The organism is Stenotrophomonas sp. Y6, assembly GCF_022436665.1.
In the GTDB taxonomy this organism is placed as follows: Bacteria; Pseudomonadota; Gammaproteobacteria; order Xanthomonadales; family Xanthomonadaceae; genus Stenotrophomonas; species Stenotrophomonas acidaminiphila_A.
On record NZ_JAKUKB010000001.1, the window covers coordinates 571,711 to 597,660 of the forward strand.

The window sequence follows — 25,950 nt, forward strand, 5'->3', positions numbered from 1 at the left end:
GCCCCTTACTTGCGCACGCCAGCCGGCACCGCCGGCACGTCCGCGATGTCCACCCGCAGCCTGCTTCGCGCTTCGGCGCCCAGGCGTTTGCCCAATGCATCGGACACCGCCCTGGCGCGCGCCAGGCCCAGCGCCGTGTTGTATGCGTCGGAACCGCGCACATCGGCGTGGCCGACGATGGAGACGCGGCCGCTGCCCAGCCGTTCCAGCGCGGCGGCCACCGTGTCCAGCAACGCGTCGAAGCCCGGCCGGATGGCCGATTTGCCGGTATCGAACAGCAGCGTGCCCAGCAGCACGCCCTGGCCATCGATGCCGGCCACCAGCGGCGCGGTGTCGCCCACCTTGGCCCGCGCGACCACGCGCAAGGTCCTGGCCGTGGCCTCGTCGAGCTGCGCCAGCAGGGCGGCCTTGACCGCCGCCGCGCGTTCGAATGCCAGCGCTTCGTTGCTGGCCTCGGCCTGGATCACCACCTCCATGCCCGGGTGCTCGCGCACCTTCGCGGCCATGGCCTCCACCGCCGGCTGGTAGCGCGGCTGTACCTGGGCGCTGCCGGGCGCGAAGAACACTTCGCCCATTTCCATCTCGACCTGGCGCGCGCCGCCCTCGACCGCGCGTTCCGGCAGCTTCACGCCCCAGTCGAAGCGGACCGGCATGCCGGGGGTGACCCGGCGCAGCAGCGGATTGTCGGTGGTGAACGCCGCACCGGTCGGCAGGGTGGACGGATCGACCTTCAGGATGAAGTTGCGACCGCGCTCCCACGCGCCACCGGGAATGCCGGCCAGGTGGTAGCGGCCGTACTGGTCGGTTTCGACCAGCAGCCCTTCCACCGAGGCGATGCGCACGCCGGGAATGCCGCGCTCGTCGATGCCGGCATTGCCGATCACGTAGTCGACCACGTAGTCGTCCGCACCGCGGGCGATGCGCCGCTCCACGGTCGGTGCCGCCGCGTTCATGCCCTTGGCCGCCTCGCCGTCGCGATGGACCGTGGTCACGCCCGCGCGGTCCATGCGCACGCTCACGCCCTGGTCGCTGGTCAGCACGAAGTCGTCGCTGAAATCCAGTGCCCGCAGGCGCTGGCGGACCACCACCTGGCGCGCATCGGCGGGATCGGCTTCGGATTGGCGTCCGCCGATCGCGCCCACGACGATGCCATGCAGCAGCGGTGCGCTGGCATCGGCCTGCGGCTGCATGCCGTCGCCACGATCCAGCGTGGTGGAATGGGCCACGTACGCATCCGGCGCGAACCCGCCCTGCACGGTGACGCCGGTCAGCGCGGCACTGTCCTGCCAGCCATCGCCATCGCGGTCGTTGAACACCGTGCCGAACACCAGGCTGTCGTCCAGCAGCGGATCGCCCGCCAGGGTCACCTCGGCGGTGGCCACGTTGGACAGCGGTTCGCCCTCCAGCGAGCGCGCCTGCGCCTGGTTGACCAGGGTCCCGGCGCGTACGCCCGCACCCACCCGCATCAGGTACACCAGCCGCGCCTTGCCGCCGGCGCGCACGTCCAGCCCGTCGAAGCGCAGCGGGTGCTGGCCGGCCACAGTGGCGGCATTGTCGCCATCCTCGACCCGCAGCGAACCTTCCACGTAGCTGAAGCCCGCCGGCGGGGTGTCGATGACGCTGCCCGCCACCAGGCCGACATTGCCGCTGTTCTCGACGGTCAGCGTGTAGCGCACCAGGTCGCCCAGGCGCACCTCGCGCATGCCGGCAACCTTGCTCACCCGCAGCTGCACCTGGCCGGCGACGACCACGGTCACGGTGGCGGTGACGCAGTTGCCCGGGTTCAGCACCTCGCAGATCGTGTACGGGTAGGTGTACGTGCCGGTCGGGATCGCGGTACCGATGCGGATGGTGCCGTCCGGGTTCATCTTCAGGCCCGGGTGCGACGGCACCCCGGGGACCACGGTGACCTCGCCGGGACGGATCGGGCGCCCGCCGAGCGTGTGCTTTTCCAGCACGCTCGGGGTGGTGCCGCCGCCATCGCCGGACAGCGGTTCGCCGCTGTCGCCCACCGGCTCGATCGCCGGCGCGGTGACCGTCACCGTCACGCCTGCATCGGCGCAGTTGCCCGGATGCAGCACCTCGCAGATGCGGTAACCGATGGTGTACGTGCCCGCCGGCGTTGCCGGCGGCACGCTGACCTCGCCGGTGGCCGGATCCAGCACCGGCACCGGGCCGCCCTTGGGCGAGGTGGCCGGCGCGGTCACGCGGCCGGTGATCTTTGCCGGGTCGACCGGTGCCCCGTCGAGGGTGTCGTTGTCGTAGGCATTGCCCAGCGAGGGTGCGCCGGTGCTGCCATCGGTTGCCGGCGGCAGGTCATCCACCGCGACGATCACCCGCAACGCCACCACCACCGTCACCGTGGCGGTGTCGCACACCGTCGCGTTGGGCGCGGCCAGGCACACCCGGTAGGAATAGGTGGTGGTGCCGGCGAAACCGGGGGCGGGAACGAAGGTGATCGCGCCGGTTGCCGGATCGACGCTCACGGTGCCGTCCGCCGAGGTCGCCGTCAGCGTCACGCTGGCCGGATCGATCGCGCCGCCGACATGGGTGTCGTTGTCCAGCACCGGAGTGGTCACCGGCATGCCGGCCTTGGTCGTGGCGCCATCGTCATTGGCGCGGATGGACACCACCGGGGTGCTGAGGGTCGTCGTGCAGCGCGGGTCGCCGGTGCCGGCCGGGCACAACGGGCCGCCGGCCTGCGCGGTGTTGCGGACCATGCCGGCGTCGGCGTCGGCCTGGGTGACGGTGTAGGTGCCCACCAGCTGGCAGACCGCGCCCGGCGCCACGCTGGCGCAGACGATGCTGCGCGGCGTGATCAGGGCATCGCTGAGCTCCACGTTGGCCAGCGTCGCGTTGCTCCGGTTGGTGAGCGTCACCGTGTAGGTCAGCACGTCGCCCACGGCCGCATCGCCGCCGCTGCTGTCCGCGGTCACGGCCTTGCTCAGCTCCTGGTCCAGCGCATGGGTGATCGGCGTGCGGGTGCTGCTGCTGCCGGTGGCCGCCGTCGGTGCCACACCGGGCGCGGGCGCAGGCGGCAGGCCACGGGCAGTGGCGGTATTGACCACAACGCCGGCATCCACGTCCGCCTGGGTCAGCAGGTACAGGCGCGGGCCGCAGGTCATCGAGGCGCCCACGGCCAGCGTGCTGCCCGGGCAGGGCACCGCACCGCCCAGCAGCGGATCGTTCAACGTGATGCCGCTCAGCGCCACGTTGCCGGCGTTGGTCAGCACGAAGGTATAGGCAAGGATCTCGCCAGCGGCGTAGCCGCTCGGCACGCCCGCACTCTTGACCAGGTCCAGCACCGGGTTCTGCGCGATCAGCGCGGTGGTGACCGCGGCACTGGCGCAGGGCGTGCCCGCCGGGCATGCCGGGTCGCCAGCACCCGCCACGCGGGCGCTGTTCACCGCATTGCTGCCATGGAGGATCGGCGACACGTTGATCGTGATCGTCGCCGTGGCGTTGATCGCGAGACTGGCGCGGGGCACGGTGCAGGTCACCGTCTGGCCGCTGACGGTACAGCCGGTGGCGCTGTTGATCAGCAGGCCCGCCGGCACCTCGTCGGTGACCGTGGCGTCCGCGGTCGCATCGGCCGTGCCGGTGTTGCTCACGGTGATGACGTAGTCGAACGGCACGCCCACGATCGCGCTCGCCGGGCCGCTCTTGGTGATCGCCAGTGCCGGCGCGGTGATCGTGGTGGTCGTGGTATTGCTGTCGCACGGCGCCAGCGCGGTGCAGAGCGGATCGCCGCCGCCGCTGACCCGCGCGGTGTTGCCGACGCTGCTGGCCGCGGCCGCCGTCGGGGTGACGTTGATGGTGAAGTCCACCGGGGTGGCGGCCGTCAGCCCCGCCGCGACCGTACAGGTCACGGTCTGTCCGGCGATCCCGCAGCCCGGGGCGGCGTTGATGGTCAGCCCCGCCGGCACGTCATCCACGACCGTGGCCACGGCCGTCGTGTCCGCCGTGCCGGTGTTGCTGACGGTGAGGGTGTAGTCGAACGCCACGCCGACCACTGCGGTCGCCACCGAGGCGCGCTTGGCGATGGCCAGCGCCGGTGTGGTGATGGTGGTCGTCACCGCGTTGCTGGCGCAGCCGGCGGTGCAGTCGGGATCGCCGCCGCCGCTCACGCTGGCCGTGTTGCTCACGCTGCCCGCGGCCGCGGCCGCGGCCATCGGCGTCACCGGGATCACGTAGGTCGCGGTGTTGCCGGGCGCCACGTTGGACAGGCCGGCGGCGATCGTGCAGGCCACGGTCTGGCTGCCGGCCGGGTCGAGCACGCAGCCGGTCGGCAGGCTGCCGATCGCCAAGCCCGTCGGGATCACGTCGGTCACCGTCGCGGCGGCGGTCGTGGCCCCGGTACCGGTATTGGTCACGGTGAGGGTGTAGTCGAACGCCGTGCCGACCACCGCCGTCGCCACCGAGGCGCTCTTGCTGATGGCCAGGTCCGGGCGGTTGCCGACCGTCACGACCACCGTGTTGCTGCGGCAGGGGGTCGCCACCGGGCACGCGGTGTCGCCGCCGCCACTCACGGTCGCGGTATTGCTGGTGCTGCCGGTGGCGGCCGCCGTGGCAGTGACGCTGATGGTGCGGGTCACCGTGTCGGCGGGCGCGAGCGAGGCAATGGTGCAGGACACCACCTGCAGGTTCTGCGCGCAACCGGCGGGCAGCGATGCGGTCACGACCGTCAGCCCGTTGGGGATCGAATCGCTCACCTGGACCGCGGCGGTGGTGGCCACGGCGCCGGTGTTGCGCACCTCGATGACATAGTCGAACGTCGCGTCCACCGCCGCGCTGGCTACCGAGGCGCTCTTGCTGACCGCCAGCACCGGGCTGGGGAACTCGACGCGGAACGCGCAGTCCGCCGTTACCGGCCCCGTCGTGTAGGTGTACTTGCCGCCGGCCGGGCCGCTCTGGGTGACCGCACAGGTATCGGAAACGACGGTGGGCACGCTGCCGGCCACGTTGGGCGTGACCGTGAAGGTGCCGGTCGTCCCTTCCTCCACCGAAGGTTCACCGGTCCAGGTGCCGCCGATGACGGTGGGCGATACCACCCAGGCACGCGCGAAGACGGCGGTGACGCTGCGGTCGGCCGAGCCCATGTTCACATGGCACTCGCTGCCGTTGACCGCCACGCAGTCGCCGGCCGCATCCCACTGCTTGAAGATGCTGCCGGCGCCGGCGACGGCGGTCAGGTAGGCGTCTTCGTCCTGGCCCAGCCGCTGCTGGCTGCAGGCCGCCGCGGGCACCGACGCCACCGGGCAGGCCAGCGCGGCCGGCACGGCATCGACCCGGCCCGAGCCCGTGCCGGCGGTATTCACGGTCAGGGTGTACTGGTCCGCGCTGACCGGGGTGCTCAGGCCGGCGGAGTCGTTGGCGGAGACGCTGTCGGTCATGCCCGACGGCGGCGTCACCGCGACCACGGTGACGACCGGCGCACCGGCCACCACGGCATTGAGCTGGGTGATCGTATAGACCAGGCTCTGCCCCACCGGCAGGTTGCCGGTGGTATCCAGCGGCCCGCTGCCGCTGGCCGCGCCGCAGCTGGCCGTACCCGCCGCGCTGCAGGTCCAGGCGGCCGCGGCGGTGTTGGCCACGCCGCTCAGCGTGGTCTGGCGGATGAGCGCGCCGGCGACGTCGACCGGACCGTGGTTGGTCACCGTCACTTCGTAGGTGACCGCGTCACCCACCAGGTAGGACGGCACGTTGCCGTTGCTGATCGCGATGCCCAGGTCCACCAGCGCCGTCGCGCCGCCGGCGATGCGGGTCTTCACCAGCGGTCCGATGAACGGACTGACGGTGTTGGCGCGGACGTCGTAGTCGCCGTTGTTGATGACCGCACCGCTGCCCGAGGTCGCGGCGTCGGCCGGTACCGTGAAGGCGACCGGGAAACTGCCGCCGGCGCCGTTCACCAGGTCGCCCACCGGACAATCGATGTAGTCCGCGCGCGGCGGGATGCCGTCGTGGATGCCGGTGCAGGTGTTGGGGTAGCTGCCGGGTACGAAGGCCAGGTACTTGCCGTCCGCGGTGACCGGCGCGGCCAGGCGCACCATCGAGCCCAGCGCATACACGCCGCTGTTGTTGACGTAGTTGTAGGTATAGGTGACCTGTTCGCCGGGCTTGGTGGTGGACGGCCCCGACGCGGCCACGCTCAGGCCCGGCATCTTCGAGCCGAACACGTCCATGTAGACCTGTGCCGTGTGACTGGCGGCGCCTGGCTGGCAGTTGGAGACGAACACCTTCAGCACCACCACGTCACCCGGATCCAGGCGGCCGTTGCCGGGGGCGATGTCGAAGCCCTGCCAGTTGGTGGAGCGGTAGCTGCCGACCCGGGTCCACGGGATACCGGCCTGTCCGGCGAAGTTGAACGTCTGGAAGAGCTGGGTGTTGCCCTTGGTCTTGTTGACCACTTCCACGAAGAAGAACGGCTGTTCCACCGCGCTGTGCCCGGCGTCGTAGAGCACGGGCGCCATCGCGAAGCGGATATGCACCTTGCCATCGACGGGATCGACGTCGGCCAGCGTCATCGTGGCCTGCTGCTCGATCGAGGTCGCCTTCGCCGCCTGCCCGTCGTTGCCACCGACCAGGGCCGATGCGGTTCCCGAGAACGGGAATTGCAGGATGCCATTGGTGTTGGCCGCGGTGCCGGGCGAGGTGAGGATCTGCGCGCGGTAGCCGCTGCCGTTGCCGCCGGTCGTCGTCGTCCCGGTGGCCACCAGCCCCAGTTGCGCGATGGTAGTCGGTGCATCCGTGGCCAGGACATCCGGGCGGTCGTAATCGCGCAGCGTCCAGTCGGAAAAGCTGCCGGTCTCGAAACCGCCGTTCCTGATCTGCGCCTGCGCCGCCGGCGCCAGCGCCAGCAGCGAGAACAGGCCCAGCGCCGCCAGTGCCGCGCCGATGCGCGGCCGCCAGTGCAGGACACCGGCGCGCCGGCTTTGCAGGCCGCCTGCCTCGCGCAGGGTGGGTGCGGTGGTGTCGAAGGGGTGAGCTGAAGCCTTCATGGGCGGTACCCGTGATTCGAATGCGGCATGTGGATTGGAAGAGCGGCCACCCGGTGGCCGCGGCTCGCGGTGCCCGCGCGAGGCGGGGCCGGAACAGGCGGGGTCATTCAGTGGGCATGGCCCTGGACGCGCGCGGCATCGTCGGCCACGTTCACCGTGATGCCGTTGGGCAGGCGCATGTCGCCGGCGCGCTGCCCGGCACCGCAGGGCCCCAGCCAGCGCCCCTGGAACCGCACCGGGCCGACGTTGTTCTGCGGGGCCTGCGGGAAGCGGACGCTGAAGGTGCCGGCATAGACCGACCGCAGGTCGCCCCACAGTTCCATGCGTCCCTGCACAGGGCTCTGGTGGGTGCTGCAGGTCGTGGCGATCTCATGGCCGCCGCCCTGCCCGCTGCGCCGGGTGACCTGGGTACGGCTGCAGTTCTCGTGCGCCGGCAACAGTGCCAGCAGCATGACCGGCTCGACGGCGGCGCTGGTGCATTGGCGCACCGTCACCTCGGGCTGCATCGCGCTCCCCGGGCCCTGCGCCGCGTGCGCGGCCAGGGTCACTTCCCACAGTCCCGGCTTGCGGGCCGGCAGGGTCGCCCCGGCGGCGGGCGAAGCGCCCCCGGCAACCGGTGCGGCGGACACCACGCACGGCAGCAGGAGCAGCAGCAGACTGGCCACCCTGGGCCAGCGGCGCGCCAGGCGCGGCAACGGCATGCCCGGCAGGCACGCGAACGCGGCCCGGGCAGCATCTTCAAGCACTTGAACCATCAAGCCCCCATCTGCAAAGCACTGCCCTGTGCCCCATCCGCCGCCGGGAGGGGATGACATCCCTACCCGCGCACGCATCCGCCGTCGCCGCCATTCAGCAGCAACGCGTTGCATGTAAGACAGAAGCCCCCTGATCTGGAATTGGGCTGCAGACCGCAGAACAATTCCCACACGGGTCACATTTTCACGTTTACTTCACGAAATTACAACAGCTACTTACGCAGCCGATCCCGCCCCGCAGACGGCGCCGCGGCTCCCGACGGCGCGGCGGGGCCAGGCAGCGACGGCATGCAGCGCGCATGCGCCCAACGCGGACAGGCACGCGCGGGCGCGGGCGACAGCCCGGGAAGGTCACTGCGGACAGGTGCCCGCGGGCGGCGCCACGCGGACGGATGCGGCGCATTGCGCCGCGGCGGCAAAAAAACCAGGGAGCGGCCGCGCCTGCACGGCGGGCCCGCGCCCTGCCCGTGCGGGCAGGGCGGTCAAGCGGGCGATCGCTCAGCGCGTACCCGCGATCTCCACGCCATCGAGCCCCTGCGACAGGGTCTTGGCATCGCCGCCCTGCGAGAGCTTGATGCGCAGGCGTACTTCGTTCTGCGAGTCGGCGTAGCGCAGCGCGTCGTCGTAGCTGATCTCGCCGGCCTGGTACAGCTCGAACAGGCTCTGGTCGAAGGTCTTCATGCCCAGCTGCACCGATTCCTTCATCACTTCCTTGAGCTTGTGGATCTCGCCGTCGCGGATGTAGTCCTGCACCAGCGGCGTGCCCAGCAGGATTTCCATCGCCACCCGGCGCCCCTTGCCATCGGGCGTCGGCACCAGCTGCTGCGCGACCACGCCCTTGAGGTTGAGCGACAGGTCCATCAGCAGCTGGCTGCGGCGGTCCTCGGGGAAGAAGTTGATGATGCGGTCCATCGCCTGGTTGGCGTTGTTGGCATGCAGCGTCGCCAGCACCAGGTGGCCGGTCTCGGCGAAGGCGATGGCGTGGTCCATGCCCTCGCGGGTGCGGACCTCGCCGATCATGATCACGTCCGGCGCCTGGCGCAGGGTGTTCTTCAGCGCCGCGTCCCAGCTGTCGGTATCGATGCCGACCTCGCGCTGGGTGATGATGCAGCCCTCGTGCTTGTGCACGAACTCGATCGGGTCCTCGATGGTGATGATGTGCCCGGTCGAGTTCTGGTTGCGGTAGCCGATCATCGCCGCCAGCGAGGTCGACTTGCCGGTACCGGTGGCGCCGACGAACAGGATGATGCCGCGCTTGGTCATCGCCAGCGTCTTGATCACCGGCGGCAGGTTCAGCTCTTCCACCGTCGGGATCCGCGTCTCGATCCGGCGCAGCACCATGCCCACCTGGTTGCGCTGGTAGAAGCAGCTGACGCGGAAGCGGCCCACGCCGGACAGGCCGATGGCGAAGTTGCACTCGTGGGTCTTCTCGAACTCCTCGCGCTGCGCCGGCGTCATCACGTTGAGCACCATGTCGCGGCTCTGCTGCGGGGTCAGCGGCGTCTGCGTGATCGGGCTGATCCGGCCGTGCACCTTCATCGACGGCGGCATGCCGGCGGTGATGAACAGGTCCGACGCCTTCTGGTGCGCCATCAGCTTGAGGAATGAAGTGAAATCAATGGTGCTCATAACGGGCTCCTGTGGAACCTTGATCTGCAGGCCGGCGCCGGCGCCCTCCCCCGGGGCCGACGGCGTTGCCGGTACCGACTGTACGCCTTGCGCGGCGCAACGGCGACGCGGCGTGCCGCGCCGTCACCTTGCGCCTTATTCGAACAGGCGCCGGTCCTTGGCGTATTCACGGGCCTGGTTGCGGGTGATCAGGCTGCGCTTGACCAGGTCCTGCAGGTTCTGGTCGAGGGTCTGCATGCCCGCCTGCTGGCCGGTCTGGATGGCCGAGTACATCTGCGCGACCTTGTCCTCGCGGATCAGGTTGCGGATCGCCGGGGTGGCCACCATGATCTCGTGCGACGCGATGCGGCCGCCACCGACCTTCTTCAGCAGCGCCTGCGAGATCACCGCGCGCAGCGATTCGGACAGCATCGAGCGCACCATCGGCTTCTCGCCGGCCGGGAACACGTCGATGATGCGGTCGATGGTCTTGGCCGCCGAACTGGTATGCAGGGTACCGAACACCAGGTGGCCGGTCTCCGCGGCGGTCAGCGCCAGGCGGATGGTTTCCAGGTCACGCAGTTCGCCCACCAGGATGTAGTCCGGGTCCTCGCGCAGCGCCGAACGCAGCGCTTCGTTGAAGCCGTGGGTATCGCGGTGCACTTCGCGCTGGTTGATCAAGCACTTCTGCGGGGTGTGCACGAATTCGATCGGATCCTCGACGGTGAGGATGTGGCCGTACTCGTTCTTGTTGATGTGGTCCACCATCGCCGCCAGCGTGGTCGACTTGCCCGAACCGGTCGGGCCGGTGACCAGGATCAGCCCCTGCGGCTGCTCGATCAGCTGCCGGAACACCGGCGGGCACGCCAGGTCTTCCAGGGTCAGCACTTCCGAGGGAATGGTACGGAACACCGCGCCGGCACCGCGGTTCTGGTTGAACGCGTTGACGCGGAAGCGTGCCAGCGAGGGAATCTCGAAGGAGAAGTCGACCTCGAGGAACTCCTCGTAGTCGCGGCGCTGCTTGTCCGACATGATGTCGTACACCAGCGCGTGGACCTGCTTGTGGTCCAGTGCCGGGATGTTGATGCGGCGCACGTCGCCGTCGACGCGGATCATCGGTGGCAGGCCGGCGGACAGGTGCAGGTCCGAGGCCTTGTTCTTGACCGAGAACGCCAGAAGTTCAGCGATGTCCATGCGCTGTGTTTCCCCAAGGTTGCGGATGGCTGGAAGGTGTTTCCCCTGCCGTCCAGTATAGCCCTCCGGCGTAAGAGGTCGATCCATGGCGGCCGATTGCAGGCAGCGCGTCACAACCGCCGCCGCGACCGCCGACGCCAGGCCGCCCGGCCCGGGTGCGGCCGCCGCCCGGGCACCCCGCGCCGCGTGGCTGGCTACACTGTGCGCCCGGGCGCTGCCATGTGGTGGCGACCGGTGAGACCCGCCCCCGATCGTTACGAGGCCTGCATGAGCGGCAACCACCCGACGTCTCCCCTTCCCACCGGCATCAGCTTCGTCGGCGGCGGCAACATGGCCCGCAGCCTGATCGCGGGCGTGACCCGGGCCGGCGTGCCGGCCGCCGCGATCGAGGTGGTGGAACCCCAGGACGCCCTGCGCCAGGCGCTGCAGCGCGAGCATGGGGTGCGCACCGCCGCCGCCGTCGCCTCGGCGGCGCTGGACGGCCAGGTCGTGGTGCTGGCGGTCAAGCCACAGGTCATGGCCGCGGTCTGCACCGAACTGGCGCCACGGCTGCGCGCCGGCACCCTGGTGGTGTCGATCGCCGCCGGCATCCCCCTGGCCGCCCTGCGCGGGTGGCTGGGGGACGCCGCGGTGCTGGTGCGCGCCATGCCCAACACTCCGGCGCTGCTGGGCGCCGGCATGACCGGGCTGTACGCCGGCGCCGAGGTCGGCGATGCCGAACGCCAGCTCGCCCAGGCCATCCTCGCCGGGGCCGGGCAGATCCGCTGGATCGAACGCGAGGCGCTGATGGATGCGGTCACCGCCGTGTCCGGCAGCGGTCCGGCCTATGTGTTCGCGCTCGCCGAAGCGATGGAGGACGCGGCCCGCGCGCAGGGGCTGGCCGATGACGCCGCGCGGCAGATGGTGGTGCAGACCATCCTCGGCGCGGCGCGCATGCTCGCCGAGGGCGGGCAGAGTCCCGGCGCCCTGCGCCAGGCCGTCACCTCGCCCAACGGCACCACCCAGGCCGCGCTGGAAACCTTGGCCGGCGGCGGCTTCCACGCGCTGGTGGGCGACGCGGTGGCCGCGGCGGCGCGGCGCGGCCGGGAGCTGGCCGGGGCCGGCTGACACCGGCCGCCCGCCGGCGGCACGGCCGCGGCGCATCACCGCGGACCGCTCAGCGGCCGGCGCCGCCGTCGTGCAGGCGCAGGTCCTGGCGCAGGATGCGGCGCACCTCGAGCACCGCTTCCGGGGTTTCCTGCACGCTGTGCCCGGACAGGATCACCTTTTCCGACAACGCCCCGTCCAGGTGCGCGCTCCAGTACGGCACCAGTCCGTCGTCGGACGCCTCCAGCGGCACGTCCGCCTTGCGCCGGGCGATGAGCGAGTGGTACTTCAGCCCCGGCGCCATCGGCAGCGCGGACGAAGCGCTGATGAACGGGTCGCTCGCCTTGAGGTTGTCGATGCTGTTGCCGACGCGCGGCGGCTTGGACGTGTCCGCGGATGGCCCGCCATCCTGCATGGCCAGGAATACGTCCTCGAACTTGCCCAGGATGGTCAGTGGCAGCCGCACCAGCTTGCCGATCAGCCGCCCCAGCCGGTTGCCGGCGATATCGGTGCCACGGTGCGGCGAGGCGATGAAGATCGCGCGCCCGACATCGGGCTGGGGTGAAAAGCGCGCCAGCGGCCGCAGCCGGGCCTCCACCCGGCGCAGGCGCTCGCCGCGCAGGTTGAAGCGCTCCACCGCACCGTTCCACAGCGTGTCGCCCGATTCGCTGAGCATCAGCCGCGCGATCACCCCCCCCATGCTGTGGCCGATGAACACCATGTCGTGGCTGGCCGCGGCGGTGCGCCCCGGGTCGAAGTGGTCAAGCGTGCGGTTGAACGCGTTGCTGATGGTGTAGCGGTTCAACGCGATCGGCGCATTGGTCGGGTAGTAGACCGACCAGATCTGGTAGTGCCGGCGCATTTCCGGATCGCCCATGATCTCGTTGGCCAGGTTCACCCATGCCTCCGGGCTGCTGGCCAGGCCATGCAGCATGAAGATGATGCGGCGGTCCGGATCGTACGGCTGCATCAGGTAGATATGCGGTTCGCGGATACCTTCGCCCCGGCCGAACAGGGTGCGCAGCGACTCGGTGGCGAACCCGGACTGCGCCATCCACAGCCCGTAGGCAGCAGTGAAATTGGCCGCCAGCGGAACCTCCTGGCCCTCCAGGCGGAAGCTGCTGGTGGTGTCCGGCGACCACGCCTCCAGGCGGATCTCGCGCGTGGCCAGCACCTCGTCCAGGGTGCCGCCGCCGAACCGCAGCAGCGCGGTGGCGTTGATCGCCGGCATCTCGCTGAACACCGGTGCCGCGACCGGGCCGGCGCCGTCCACCGGAACCGCCAGTGGCGGCGCCTCCATCACCACCACCAGCTCGGCGCCGAAGCCATCGCGGCGGTAGGTGCTGCGCAGGCCGGCGAAGCTCAGCGACGCGGCCGGCACCAGCTGCCGGGGGACGCCATTGAGCCGCAGCCGGTCGAAATCGGCGCGGATCGTCCAGCGGTCCACCTGCACCGGGCTGCGGTAATCGGCGCCCTCCAGCGCCCGGGCGCGGGTCTGCTGGAACACCACCGCGGCGGTCTGTTCGGCGGCGTAGTTGTAGTAGTCGCGCACCTGGGTGAGCCGGTCCTCCAGCGCGCGCTCGGCCGGCGTCCGCCCGCTGAAGAACAGGTACGCATAGGCATAGCGCGCGGTTTCCAGCCAGGCGTCGAGCGCGGCGTCGGACAGCGTGGCCGCTTCGCCCGCCCTGGCCTTGGGCGTCAGCGCCAGCGCCTGCTGCATCCACAGCTCGGCCAGCGTGGACAGGCGCTGCTCGGTCTGCAGCCCATCGGTGGTGGCCACCGTCTGCCGGCAGGCGGGCAGATCCCGCGCGCATTGCGCGGCGGTCAGGCCGATCACGCTCAGCGCTTCCTGTGACAGCGCGCTCAACCGGCCGCTGTTGAGGATGTCGTCGCGCTTGAGCATCGTGTAGTCGGCCGGCGTGACCGGCTTGACCTTCACCATCGCGCAGCCACTGCACAGCAGCATCGCCGCGGCGAACAGCGGGAACAGCCAGCGGCGCATGCGCGCCTGCAGCCCGTGCGTCATGGAACATGTTCCTCGGCAATGCCGGGGACGCCTTGGCGGATCCGGCGGGAAAAATCGGCCGCGTCGCCCGCCTCGCGGGCGCGCAGGGTGATGCGGCCGCGCGCGCGCAGCGTCGCGTAGGGCACGCCCGGGGTCAGCCCGCCCACGTCGGCGGCATATTCGGCCAGGTAACCTGAGAGCAGCAGCCGGTAGTCCAGCGGCAGCGTCGGCACCACCCGCCGCATCAGTTCGTACACGATGGTGGTGCAGTTGCTGGTCAGCGAGTTGTAGAACACCGGGGTCCGCTGCAGCGCCTGCGCCAGCGCCACGTAGTCGCGCAGCAGCGCGCGCATCGCGTCCGGGTCCAGGCCGTGCAGGCGGTAGAGATAGACGTCCTCCCCGCGCACGCTGGTACGCACCTGCACGATATCGCGCTCGTCGGCGGCCACCAGCACCGCCTCGAAGCGGCGGAAGAAGCCGCCCAGTGCCGAGAACGACTCGCCGCGCTCCTTGCGGATCTCCAGCGAAAACACCAGTTGCCGGCCATCGGCGAAACCGAACGAGACCAGCGTGTGCGCGATCGCCGGCCCCATCCAGTAGGACAGGATCAGGTCGACCGAACGCACCTGCGCCAGGTCGTACTCGCGCCGCTCCCAACGGATGTCGTAATCGTCCTCTGTGCGCCAGTGGAAATCACGCACGTTGTCCAGCAGCAGGCGCCCACCCTCGATCCGCGCACGCAGCGGCTGCGCGACGTCGTCGGCCCACGCCCGGTCCTGCCGCGGCTGGATCGTCGTCCACCAGCCGAGCAGCAGCACCAGCCCCGCGGCGAACACCGCCAGCGACCGCCAGCGCCGCCCGGGGGTGAGGCTGGCACGCAGCGCCCAGGCCCAGGGAACGCACCAGGCCGCGACGGCCACGCCCCGTGCCAGCGCACCGCCGGGGAACTGGAACCACAGCGCCAGCGCGCCCCATGCGCCTGCCACCAGGCAGGCGAGCGCCAGCCCGGCCGCACCCAGCGCGTGCAATGCCCGGCCCGCGGCCGTCGCCCTACCTGTGGCCACCCACGCCCCCATGCCCGCAACGCCTTGCGCACCGCCGGGCCGTCCCTTCGTCCGCCGCCACGATCGCTCCATCCTGTTCCGTCCTCCGGCGGCGCAACGATAGCGTGCGGGCCGCGCAAAGCCGAGTGAAACATGTGCCCGCAACGGCAACGCGACTGGCATCGCGGCGCACGCGTGGCACCGGCGGCAATCGACGCCCGGTGCCGGCGGCCCGGGTGCGCCGCGTGGTCCGTCGCGGCAGCTGCGGGCGCGGTGGCTGTAACCAGACTGCAACCGCGGCGACGGCATGATCCCGCCCTTGCATGCGCGGTGCCGGGGCCGGGGAAGAACGCTTGTCGCTTTCAATTGAAGAGACCGGGGCCGTCGATGCCCTGCTCGACGACGGCGCAAGGACACGCTGGTTCGTGCGCCACATCCTGCCGCACGAGCCGGCGCTGCGGGCCTGGCTCGGGCGCCGCCACGGCGCCGGCTTCGATGTCGACGACATCGTGCAGGAAAGCTACGCGCTGCTGGCCGAGCGCACCCGGCTGGACGACATCCTCAATCCACGCGCCTATCTGTTCCAGGTCGCGCAGTCGCTGGTGATACGCAACCTGCGCCGCGCGCGGATCGTGTCGATCCAGGCGATGGAGGACTTCGGCCACGTCGAATTCGCCGACGCCGCCGCCACCCCGGAAGAGCGCGCCATCGACCGCGACGAACTGCGGCAGCTGGCGCAGGCCATCGCCGCGATGCCCGGCCAGACCCGCGAAGCGTTCGTGCTGCGTCGCGTGCACGACCTGCCGCAGCGGGAAATCGCCCGGCGCATGCGGCTGTCCGAAAGCACGGTGGAAAAGCACATCTCCCGGGGCATCCGCTGGCTCGGCGACTGGATCAGCGCCGGCCTGGCCAACGCCCCTTCCCCTTCCACGCAACATGCGGACACGAGATCGACCCATGGACGGACCCGAAAGCAGCGCTGAGATCGCACGGGCCGCCGCGGCCTGGGTGGCACGCATGGACCGGGCGCCGCTGGACGCGGCCGACCAGCAGCGGCTGCGGCTTTGGCTGGCGGGCGACATCCGCCGCCGCGGCGCGCTGGTACGCGCGCAGGCGCTGTGGCAGCAGGCCCACGCTGCCGGCAACACGCTGCACCGCGCGCACCTGCAGGCCGCCACCAGCGCCACCGCCACGGCGCCCGCCCGCCACCGCCGCGGCGATGGCCGCTACCGTGCGCTGCTGCGCTGGTCCGGCGCGGTGGCCGCCTCGCTGGTGCTGGCCGCGCTGTTGTTCGTCAGCGTCCCGGTACCCACCGCCTATGCCACCGCCAAGGGCGAGATGCGCCGGGTACCGCTGGCCGACGGCTCCACGCTCACCCTCAACACCCAGAGCCGGGTCAGCATCCACGACGACGACGGCCGCCTGCGGGTGGAGGTGGAGCGCGGCGAAGTGTTCTTCGAGGCCGCGGCCAATGCCACGCCATTGCGGGTGGAGGTCGATGGCCGCCGCTTCGACGCGGGCACGGCGGCGTTCGCCGTGCGCCGGCTGGCCGGCCAGCCGGCACAGATCGTGGTGCAGACCGGCTGGCTCGATGCGGTGGACAACGGCACGGCGAGCGCCGGCATCGGCGCCAACATGCGGCTGTCGCTCCCGGCCGGGCACGCGGCGGCCGCGCCCACGCCGCTGTCGGCCACCGACCTGCAGCAGGAGCTGGCATGGCGCGACGGCAAGATCGCCTTCCGCGGCGAATCGCTGGCGGACGCGGCGCACAGCTTCTCGCGCTACAGCGACGTGCGCATCGTCATCGCCGACCCGGACCTTGCGGGTGAACCCATTACCGGCCTGTTCGCCGCCAGCAACCCGGTCGGCTTCGCGCGTGCCGCGGCCGCGGTGTTCGGGGCGCAGGCCCATCAACGCGACGGCGTGGTCGTGCTCAGCCGGCGGCCGTGACCGATGCCGGCGCCTGCCGCCGCGCCGGCACGCCGATGAATTTTTCGTGACAGATGGAGGAAGCACCCGGTGTCGCAGCTCTATGGAGGGACCCCGTCGGGCACCCCCACACCAAGAGCAGCGAAATGATCCAACCGAAGAAGCTCCTACTGGCCAGCGCCGTGGTACTGGCACTGGCGTCCACGCCCCAGGCGATGGCGCAGCAGCGCCACTTCAACGTACCGGCGCAGCCGGCGGCGCATGCGATCCCCGAGTTCGCCAGCCAGGCCGGCGTGCAGATCGTGGCGCCCGCCGGCTCACTGCAGGACATCCACACGCCGGCCATCCGCGGCGAAATGGACGCCCGCGATGCGCTGCGCAGACTGCTGCAGGGCACCGGACTGGAGATCCGTTCGGACGACGGCGGCATCATCACCCTGCGCAGAAAGCAGGCCGCCGGCGGCACGCCCGCACAGGGCACCGGCTACATCACCGGCAGTGTGTTCGACCCGGCCACCGGTGGCTTCCTGCGCAATGCCGCGGTGCGCATCACCAGCGCCGCCGGCACCCGCACGGTGTACTCGGGCGAGCGTGGCGAGTTCGCGCTGGCCGATGTGCCGGCCGGCGAAGTCACCATCAGCGTCAGCTACGCCGGCTTCGGCGAGGTCGAGAAGACCGTGCGACTGGACGACGACGGCCGCGAACGGGTGGACATCGAGCTCTACAGCACGCTCGCCGGGCGCGGCGACGGCGCCGACACCACCCTGGACACGCTGCAGGTGGTCGGCGCGCGCGAAGGCGACGCCCGCGCGATCATGGAACAGCGCGCGTCGATGAACATCACCAACACGCTCTCGGCCGACAGCTACGGCGAGATCATCGACGGCAACCCGGGCGAGTTCCTGAAGAACATGCCGGGCGTGGACTTCGACGTCACCGCCGACGACGTGCCGCGCAACATCTCGCTGCACGGCCTGCCGCAGCAGTACACCGGGGTGACCATCAACGGCGTCAAGCTGGCCGGCGTGGATGCCAACGACGGCGCCGCCGCCTCGCGCACCTTCAGCTTCGAGCAATCGGCCCTGACCGGCGTCGATTCGATCACCGTCTACACCACCAGCGGCGCCGACATGGACGCCAACGCCCCGGCCGGCACCATCGACATCCGCACCCGCAAGGCGTTCGACGGCAAGGGCCGGCGCATCACCGTCGATGTCAGCGGCGCCACCCACGCCGCGCTGTGGGACAAGTACCGCAGCGGCCCGCGCGAGGGCGGCTACGACCGCAGGTTCCTGCCCGGCTTCAAGGCCAGCTACGCCGACGTGTTCCTCGACGGGCGCCTGGGCGTCGCCGCCGGCATCAGCAACAGCACCAGCCTGGTCGAGCATGTGCAGACCACCGCCAACCGCAACTACATTCCCACCGCGGCGAGTCCGGAGCCGTATGCGGTCACCTCGATCGTCGGCACCAACTACGAACGCGAGTACAACCGCCGGGCCGCCTCGCTCGGCGTGGATTTCAAGGCCACCGACCAGCTGATCCTGTCGCTGATGGCCTCGGCCAGCCGCGGCGACATCGAAGCGGCGCAGCCCGCGCCCACGTTCACCACCAATGCGCGCTCGCGCGGCGTCCAGGGCGACCCCGCGCTGGATTTCACCACCCGCTCCACCGCCACCGCCACCACCCTGAGCACGGCCAGCACCTACAACTACAAGTTCGGCCACAGCCGCAACCTGATCCCGAGCTTCGAGTGGAGCACCGAGAAGTTCCGCCTGGCCGGCAACCTGTTCTACTCCACCTCCGACAGCCAGTACGACTCCACCCGCAAGGGCCAGGTGCAGACCTTCAACCCGGTCACCTCGACCGGCAACTTCAGCGCCTCGCGCAGCAGCCAGTACGCGCAGGACTGGAACATCGTCCAGACCAGCGGACCGGACTGGAGCCTGCCCTCGAGCTACACCTTCAGCGGCCCGGCGACGGTCACCACCCGCAGCGGCAAGACCGCCGAGGCGCGCAACACCGGCGGCAGCCTGGACCTGAGCATCTTCCAGGACATCGGCAGCGTGCCGGTGACCTGGAAGACCGGGCTGAAGCTGTCCACCACCCGCTACGCCTACGAGAACACCTCCGCCGCGCACAAGTGGACCTACACCGGGCCGATGGGCAAGGCCGAACTGCTCGAACACATCCGCAGCGACAACGTGTTCACCTTCGGCCGTGGCGGCATGACCGTGACCACGTTGAACGGCGGCAGCCTGTACATGCCCAGCCTGACCAGGCTGTACCAGATGATGCAGGCCAACCCGGAACAATGGAGCAACACGCTGACCGCGGCGAACTGGTACGACGCCCATATCGCCAACTCGCGCCGGCTGGACGAGCAGATCGGTTCGGCCTACGTCATGGCAACGGCCGATTTCAGCGCGCGCCTCAAGGGCCAGTTCGGCGTGCGCTGGGAGCAGACCCGCAACACCGGCCATGAGTTCGACCCGCTCAGCGCGCAGGAAGTGGCGGCCGCCGGCCATGCCGTGGACGCCGGCAGCGGCCGCGCCACCACCATCGAGGGACTGAAGTACCAGTACCTGACCCGCGACCGGATCGAGCGCCGCAGCCGCTACGACGACTTCTTCCCCAGCGCCTCGCTGAAATACTCCTTCGACAACGGCCTGGACCTGATCGCCGGCTACAACCGCGCCATCCAGCGCCCGGACGTGGGCGTGATCGCCGGGGTGTGGTCGGTGGCCGAGACCGAGGACGGCACCGTGGTGACCGCGCCCAACGCCAACCTCAAGCCGGAGTACTCGGACAACTTCGCGCTGCGCGCGGTGAAGTACTGGGAACCGGTGGGCCTGGTCGCGCTGAACTACTACCACAACCGCATCCGCAACGGCATCGTCGCCCGCAACCTGTCCGCGCAGGAGTTCGGCTACAGCGGCGACCAGTATGCCGACGCCACCTTCAGCACGTCGGCCAACCAGTCCGACCGCGCCATCAGCGTCGATGCCTGGCAGCTGGAGTTCAACCATGCCATGGACTACCTGCCCGGCGTGCTGCGTGGCCTGACCGTGCGCGGCGCGTACATGTACGCCAATCCGTCCGAGCCGCTGCCGCGGGTGGCCTCGCAGGTGGCGCAGTTCGGCGTCGGCTGGAAGTACGGGCGCGTGCGGCTGAGCCTCAACAGCGTCTATTCCAACGAGAAGGACCGCGGCCAGACCGGCAACATCGCCACCCCGGGCGGGACCATCACCCAGTCGCAGCCGTTCATTCCCTACGCCGAGGTCAACCTGTCGGGCAGCTACACCTTCATCCGCAAGACCCGCGACAACGTCCTGGGGCTGGAGGCGTTCTTCTCGGTGAACAACCTGCTCAGGCGCCACCGCGGCACCTGGTACGCCAACGACGAGATCTGGCCCGGCAGCAGCGGCCACCACAGCCAGATCGACATCTACAGCGGGCAGAAGGCCTCGATCGGCATCCGCGCCCGCTTCTGAGCGGGCCGTCCACATCCCTCCGGCGCGCGCACCGCGCGGTGCGCCGCCTCCTGCACATCGAGGATGACCATGCGCACGTTTCCCGAACTCAGCCGCCGCAGGTTCCTGCTCGGCGCCAGCTCGCTGGCCCTGTTCGCCGGCCTGGCGCCGGCACGCGGCGTACGCGCCGCACCGCCGCTCGACGGCTACCCCTTCACCCTTGGCGTCGCCGCCGGCGATCCCTGGCCGGACGGCTTCGTGATCTGGACCCGGCTCGCGCCCAGGCCGTTGCATGAGCACGGCGGCATGCCGATGGTCGCGGTGCCGGTGAAGTGGCAGGTGGCCGAGGACGCGCACTTCGCGCGCGTCGTCCGGAGCGGCGAGTACCTGGCACGGCCCGAACTCGGCCACAGCGTGCACGTGGAAGTGGCCGGGCTGCAGCCGGCGCGTCCGTACTGGTACCGCTTCATGATCGACGGCGGCGACGCCAGCGCCACCGGCAGCGCACGCACCGCCCCGCGCGCCGGCGCCATCCCGCAGCGCCTGCGCATCGCCGTGGCCGGCTGCCAGGCCTACTTCCATGGCTGGTTCGATGCCTACCGCCATCTCGGCGAGGAACCCGAGCTCGACGCCCTGTTCCACTACGGCGACTACATCTACGAAGGCAGCGAAGCGGCGTCGCGCAAGGCCGGGTACGCGATCCGCGACGCGGCCGGCAACCCGGTCGAGCGGCTGCACCATGGCGACGAGCTGTACACCCTGGACGACTACCGCCGCCGCTACGCGCAGTACAAGAGCGATACCGACCTGCAGGCCGCGCATGCCGCCGTCGCCTTCATCTGCTCGTTCGACGACCACGAAGTGGACAACGACTGGAACGGCCCCTGGGACCAGGACCGCACCCCGCCGGAACTGTTCGCGCTGCGCAGGCTGCACGCGATGCAGGCCTGGTACGAGAACTCGCCGGTACGCCGCGCGCAGCTGCCGCGTGCCGATGGCGGCACCGCGTATTTCCGGCGGCTGGACTACGGCAACCTGCTGCGCATGCACGTACTGGACACGCGCAGCCACCGCAGCAACCAGATCTGCCCGAATCCCCGGTCGCTGGCCAAATGCCGCTTCGAGCAGGGCCAGGACTCGAACATCCTCGGCGCGGAGCAGGAAGCCTGGCTGCATGCAGGCCTGGGCGGCGGCAGCCGCTGGAACCTCATCGCCCAGCAGGTATGGGTGATGCCGCTGCAGGGACGCGACCCCGACGGCCGCCTGCATGGCGCGTACGAGGACAAATGGGACGGCTTCCCGGATTCGCGGCGACGCCTGCTCCAGGGCATCCACGACCGCAAGCTCGGCAACGTGGTCATCGCCACCGGCGATGCGCACATGAATGCCGTGGCCGAAGTGCCGCTGCGCGACGACGAGCGCGACGGCCCCGCGGTGGCGACCGAGTTCCTCGCCACTTCGATCTCGTCCAATGGCGACGGCGCCGTCGATTCGCCGAGCGTGCGCCGCTTCGGCCAGGCCGACAACCCGTTCCTGAAGCTGATCGACAACCTGCGCGGTTACCACGTCCACGAGATCAGCGCCACGCAATGGCGCACCGATATCAGGGTGATGGACCAGGTGCAGCGCAAGGGCGGGCGGATCTCCACCCGCGCCAGCTTCATCGTCGAACCGCACGTGCCCAGGCTGCACCGCGCATGACGCCCGCGCCGGCACTTCCACGTCCACTTCCGCATCGGCATTTCCGCGGCTGCCCGTCGGCCGCGCTCCCGCACACACGCCCATGAACACACGCATTCTGTTGCTTGCCTTGCCGGCGCTGGCCGCCAGCGCCTTCGCACGGCCGCCGGAAATCGGCCAGCCGCTGCCGCCGTGGCGCGACGGCGAACTGGACATCCACCACATCAACACCGGGCGCGGCGACGCCCTGTTCTTCATCCTTCCCGACGGCACCACCCTGCTGGAGGACGCCAGCGGCAAGACGGTCGAAGCGCCGCCGTTCTCGCTGCCGAGCCGGCCCGATGCCTCGCGCCCGCCGGGGGAATGGGTCGCGCGCTACGTCCAGCGGATGCTGCCGTCCGGCCACGGCGGCATCGACTACGCGCTGCTCTCGCATTTCCATGGCGACCACATGGGCGCGATCACCGCCGACTCCCCGCTCGCCGCCAACGGCGCCTACCGGCTCAGCGGCATCACCCAGGTCGCCGAATCCGTGCCGATCGCCACGATCCTGGATCGCGGCTGGCCGCACTACGACTTCCCGGCGCCGATCCGCAACGCCACGCTCGACAACTACCGCCGGTTCCTCGACTGGCAGATCCGGCACCGTGGCCTGAAAGTTGAACGCTTCGCACCCGGCCGCAACGACCAGATCGCCCTGCTGCATGCGGCCGGCAACTACCCGGGCTTCGAGATCCGCAACCTGTACGGCAACGGCCGGGTCTGGACCGGCCAGGGCAACGCCACCCGCGACCTGTTCCCACCGCTGCACACCCTGGGCAAGGACCAGCAGCCGATCGAGAACAACCTCAGCAACGCCTTCGTCATCCGCTATGGCAGGTTCGACTACTTCAGCGGCGGCGACCTCAGCGACGAGCGCGTCGCCCTGCCCGATGGCGACGGTGCGTGGCAACAGGTGGAACGGCCGGTGGCCGAAGCCGCCGGCCCGGTCGATGCGATGAAGGCCAACCACCACGGCAGCTGGGATGCCAACAGCGCCGCGTTCCTGGCGGCGCTGCGCCCGCGGGTGATCGTGGTGACCGCACGCGCCGAAGGCCACCCGGCGGTGAACACCTGGCACCGGCTCACCTCGAAGGCGCTGTGGCCCGGTGAGCGCGACATCTTCGTCACCCACGTGTCCGAGGCCACCGCGCGCACCACCTACGGCATCGAGCGGCAGGCGCGCAGCACCCAGGGCCACGTGGTGATCCGCACCGCTCCCGGCGGCGACAGCTACCGCGTGTTCGTGCTCGATGACGGCGACGAGCGGATGCGGGTCAAGGCGGTGTTCGGCCCCTACCCCGCGCAGTGAGCGCAACCGGGCGCATCGCGCAACCCGCTGTGCAGCCCGGACGGCGGGCGATCCAGACCACGGAAGGCAAAACGCAAAAGACCGGCCTGGGGCCGGTCTTCATGCGTTGCAACAGTGTCTTGGTGGGCGGTGCAGGGTTCGAACCTGCGACCCTTGCCGTGTGAAGGCAATGCTCTACCGCTGAGCTAACCGCCCGTGTTGCGAGCCGCTCATTATAGGGGGAATCGCGAAGACGTCAACGGATCGATGCAACTTTTTTGCAGGCCCGGCCCGGCACCGCGACGGGCCCGCCAAGGCGGCCTGCCTGCGCGCGCCTCCTGCCCCTGCGGGGCGCCGGCGGCGCCCACGCCACCTACATGGTGTGGGTCGGCTTGTCCGAACCGGCGGTGCCGGCCAGCAGGGTCTCGATGCGGCCGCGGATGGCCTCGCCGTCGGCACCGTCGGCCAGCTGCACGCCGATACCCGCCTGGCGGTTGCCCTGCGCGCCCAGCGGCGTGACCCACACCACCTTGCCGGCGACCGGCAGGCGCTCGCTGGAGTCGGGCAGGGTCAGCAGCACGAACACCTCGTCGCCGAGGAAATAGCGCTTGGGCGTGGGCACGAACACGCCGCCGTTCTTCACGAACGGCATGTAGGCGCTGTACAGCGCGGCCTTGTCCTTGACCGCCAGGGAAAGAATGCCCTGGCGCGCGTTCGTCGCACTCATCGGTTGTTTCCTTTGGATGGCGGCGGGTTGGCCGCGGCCCAGCCCAGCAGCAGCTCCACCATCGCCAGATCGGCGCGCACCGTGGTGCGCAGCAGGTCGCGGGTGCGGTTGGCGGCATCGAACCAGGCGGCCAGCTTGTGCAATCGGCCCGGATCGGTCAAGCCGTCCGTGGCCCGGCGCAGGGCCAGGTCGGCGGCATGCCGCAGGCGCAGGTCGGCGTGTTCGTCACCGCTCCAGCGCTGGGCCAGCTCCACCGCGCCGACGCGCCCGCCGGCGAGCCTGTCCAGTTCCTCGGCCACCTGCCGGCGCAGCGCCATGCCCTCGCCCTGCAGCCAGCGGTCGGCCAGCCCGGGATGGCCGCGCGCGGCGTCGAGCGCTTCGCGCGCGGCGCCTTCGGCATGCCCCTGGCGCTGCAGCCAGGCCAGCGCTTCCTCGCGCGGCGGCAGCCGGAACTCCAGCCGCTGGCAACGGCTGCGGATGGTCTGCGGCAAGCGCGCGGGGTCGGCGCTGACCAGCCACAGGTAACGGCCGGGCGCAGGCTCTTCCAGGGTCTTGAGCAGCGCGTTGCAGGCGGCACGGTTGATCGCATCGGCCGGGTCGACGATCACCACCTGGGCCGCGCCGTACTGCGGCGTCAGCGCCAGTTTCTGCGAGATCTCGCGCACCTGCTCGATCACGATCTCGGTACGCAGCTTGTCGCCGGTCTTGTTGGGGATGAAGGACACCACCTGCAGGTCCGGGTGGGTACCGGCGGCGATCAGCTGCGCGTTGCGCGCGCGCCCGGCCGCGTCCATGCCGGTATCCAGTACGTGGCGGGCCAGCGCCATCGCCACCGCGCGCTTGCCCATGCCGGCCGGCCCGCACAGCAGCAGGCCATGGCCGAGGCGGCCGGCGTCCAGCGCCGCCACGGTCTGGTCATGGGCGCGCTGCTGCCAGGGGGCGAAAACGTCGCTCACTGCTGCGCCTCCGCCGCGCGGTTGCCGCGCAGTTGGCGCAGGTAGCGCGCCACGGCCGCGTTGTGTTCGGCGTAGGTCGCCGAGAACACGTGCGCGCCGCTGCCGTCGCCGACCGCCACGAAATACAGCGCGTCGCCCGGCGCCGGGCGCGCGGCCGCGGCCAGCGCATCCTTGCCGGGCATGGCGATGGGCGTGGGCGGCAGGCCGGCACGGGTGTAGGTGTTGTACGGCGTGTCGGTGGTCAGGTGGACCTTGCGGATGTTGCCGTCATAGGCACTGCCGATGCCGTAGATCACGGTCGGGTCGGTCTGCAGGCGCATGCCCATTTTCAGGCGGCGCGCGAACACCCCGGCGATCTGCGGCCGCTCGGCGGCCAGGCCGGTTTCCTTCTCGACGATCGAGGCCAGGATCAGCAGTTCATAGGGCGAGGCCAGCGGCAGGTCCTCGCTGCGCGCGGCCCAGGCTGCGGCCAGTTCCTTTTCCATCGCTGCATGGGCGCGCCTGAGCACGTCCAGGTCGCTGTCGCCGCGCTGGTAGACATAGGTCTCCGGCAGGAACCGCCCTTCCGGGTGCTGGTCGGGAAAGCCCAGGCGGCGCATCAGCTCGGCATCGTCCAGCGCATCGGTTTCGTGCAGCAGCGGCTCGGCCCGCCGCAGTGCGGCGCGCAGCTGGCGGATGTTCCAGCCCTCGACGAGGGTCACGCGGTGCTGCAGCACCCTGCCCTGGCGCATGCGCAGCAGCAGTTCGCGCGGGGTGAGCGCGTCATCCAGCGCGTACTCGCCCACCTTGAGCTTGCCGGCGGCGTCGAGCTGACGTGCCAGCAACTGCCACTGGTAATCGCGGCCTTCGCCGATGCCGGCCTGGCGCAGCTTGTCGAGCACGGCGTTGAGGCCATCGCCGCGGGCGACCACCACGCTGTCCTGGCTCGGCGTGAGCCGCACCTCGGCGAACTGCGCCTGCCGGTAGTAGAACCAGCCGCCGATGCCGACGACGATGCCGGCCAGCGTCAGCAGCAGCATCAGCACCGTCAGCAGACAGCCGCGTTTGCCAAGCCCCATGGATTACCTCGAAGTCCGATCCTGCCGCGCAGGATACCGCGCGCCGCGTCGCGGCCGCCAAGCAATCGCCCGGCGCGGCTGCCGGCGTTGACGGCCCGGCAGGCTTCCCGC

15 protein-coding genes and 1 tRNA gene are annotated in these 25,950 nt (G+C 70.6%); 6 read left to right on the plus strand and 10 right to left on the minus strand.

Going from position 1 to position 25,950, the window contains the following annotated elements:
* Positions 1-5: 5 nt before the first annotated feature.
* The 4 genes from MKP15_RS02595 to MKP15_RS02610 form a co-directional block, all read right to left on the minus strand.
* A complete protein-coding gene (locus MKP15_RS02595) occupies positions 6-6,998 on the minus strand; it encodes an OmpA family protein (RefSeq protein WP_240211686.1) in 6,993 nt (2,330 codons plus the stop codon).
* 107 nt (positions 6,999-7,105) lie between these two features.
* A complete protein-coding gene (locus tag MKP15_RS02600) occupies positions 7,106-7,744 on the minus strand; it encodes a DUF3617 family protein (protein ID WP_240211687.1) in 639 nt (212 codons plus the stop codon).
* Between the two features lie 507 nt (positions 7,745-8,251).
* Complete coding sequence (locus MKP15_RS02605) at positions 8,252-9,382, minus strand: PilT/PilU family type 4a pilus ATPase (RefSeq protein ID WP_104938227.1); 1,131 nt, start codon at positions 9,380-9,382, stop codon at positions 8,252-8,254.
* A 135-nt stretch (positions 9,383-9,517) separates the two neighbouring features.
* A complete protein-coding gene (locus MKP15_RS02610; RefSeq protein WP_104938226.1) occupies positions 9,518-10,555 on the minus strand; it encodes a type IV pilus twitching motility protein PilT in 1,038 nt (345 codons plus the stop codon).
* Between the two features lie 267 nt (positions 10,556-10,822).
* Between MKP15_RS02610 and proC the strand changes: the two genes are divergently transcribed.
* Positions 10,823-11,662 carry a pyrroline-5-carboxylate reductase gene (proC, locus tag MKP15_RS02615; RefSeq protein WP_240211688.1) on the plus strand — a complete coding sequence of 280 codons (840 nt, stop codon included), beginning with the start codon at positions 10,823-10,825 and terminating at the stop codon, positions 11,660-11,662.
* Between the two features lie 49 nt (positions 11,663-11,711).
* Here the strand turns inward: proC and MKP15_RS02620 are convergent, their stop codons facing one another.
* Together MKP15_RS02620 and MKP15_RS02625 are read right to left on the minus strand one after the other, a co-directional pair.
* Positions 11,712-13,667, minus strand: coding sequence for an alpha/beta fold hydrolase (locus tag MKP15_RS02620; RefSeq protein ID WP_240211689.1), 1,956 nt, complete (start codon positions 13,665-13,667; stop codon positions 11,712-11,714).
* Positions 13,664-14,674 (minus strand): DUF4105 domain-containing protein, encoded by a 1,011-nt coding sequence (locus MKP15_RS02625; RefSeq protein WP_237723586.1) that lies wholly within the window; start codon positions 14,672-14,674, stop codon positions 13,664-13,666. The genes MKP15_RS02620 and MKP15_RS02625 overlap by 4 nt, the downstream gene beginning before the upstream one ends.
* Before the next feature lie 368 nt (positions 14,675-15,042).
* Between MKP15_RS02625 and MKP15_RS02630 the strand changes: the two genes are divergently transcribed.
* From MKP15_RS02630 to MKP15_RS02650, 5 genes are all read left to right on the plus strand, one after another.
* Positions 15,043-15,672 (plus strand): RNA polymerase sigma factor, encoded by a 630-nt coding sequence (locus MKP15_RS02630; RefSeq protein ID WP_240211690.1) that lies wholly within the window; start codon positions 15,043-15,045, stop codon positions 15,670-15,672.
* Positions 15,647-16,639 carry a FecR domain-containing protein gene (locus tag MKP15_RS02635; RefSeq protein WP_240211691.1) on the plus strand — a complete coding sequence of 331 codons (993 nt, stop codon included), beginning with the start codon at positions 15,647-15,649 and terminating at the stop codon, positions 16,637-16,639. The genes MKP15_RS02630 and MKP15_RS02635 overlap by 26 nt, the downstream gene beginning before the upstream one ends.
* Positions 16,640-16,764: 125 nt before the next feature.
* On the plus strand, positions 16,765-20,109 hold the full coding sequence (locus MKP15_RS02640) for a TonB-dependent receptor (RefSeq protein ID WP_240211692.1): 3,345 nt from the start codon (positions 16,765-16,767) through the stop codon (positions 20,107-20,109).
* Positions 20,110-20,178: 69 nt separating this feature from the next.
* A complete protein-coding gene (locus tag MKP15_RS02645) occupies positions 20,179-21,789 on the plus strand; it encodes an alkaline phosphatase D family protein (RefSeq protein WP_240211693.1) in 1,611 nt (536 codons plus the stop codon).
* Positions 21,790-21,871: 82 nt separating this feature from the next.
* Positions 21,872-23,119, plus strand: a complete 1,248-nt coding sequence (locus tag MKP15_RS02650) for a hypothetical protein (protein ID WP_240211694.1) — start codon at positions 21,872-21,874, stop codon at positions 23,117-23,119.
* 120 nt (positions 23,120-23,239) lie between these two features.
* On the opposite strand, the gene MKP15_RS02655 is transcribed toward MKP15_RS02650, so the two are convergent.
* From MKP15_RS02655 to mltG, 4 genes are all read right to left on the minus strand, one after another.
* Positions 23,240-23,314 (minus strand) — tRNA-Val (locus tag MKP15_RS02655).
* Between the two features lie 157 nt (positions 23,315-23,471).
* Positions 23,472-23,825 carry a PilZ domain-containing protein gene (locus MKP15_RS02660; RefSeq protein WP_104938219.1) on the minus strand — a complete coding sequence of 118 codons (354 nt, stop codon included), beginning with the start codon at positions 23,823-23,825 and terminating at the stop codon, positions 23,472-23,474.
* Positions 23,822-24,781: a DNA polymerase III subunit delta' gene (locus tag MKP15_RS02665; protein ID WP_104938218.1), complete on the minus strand. Its 960-nt coding sequence runs from the start codon at positions 24,779-24,781 to the stop codon at positions 23,822-23,824. Before MKP15_RS02665 ends, MKP15_RS02660 begins: the two co-directional genes overlap by 4 nt.
* Positions 24,778-25,839: an endolytic transglycosylase MltG gene (mltG, locus tag MKP15_RS02670; RefSeq protein WP_240211695.1), complete on the minus strand. Its 1,062-nt coding sequence runs from the start codon at positions 25,837-25,839 to the stop codon at positions 24,778-24,780. The genes MKP15_RS02665 and mltG overlap by 4 nt, the downstream gene beginning before the upstream one ends.
* Positions 25,840-25,950 lie beyond the last annotated feature (111 nt).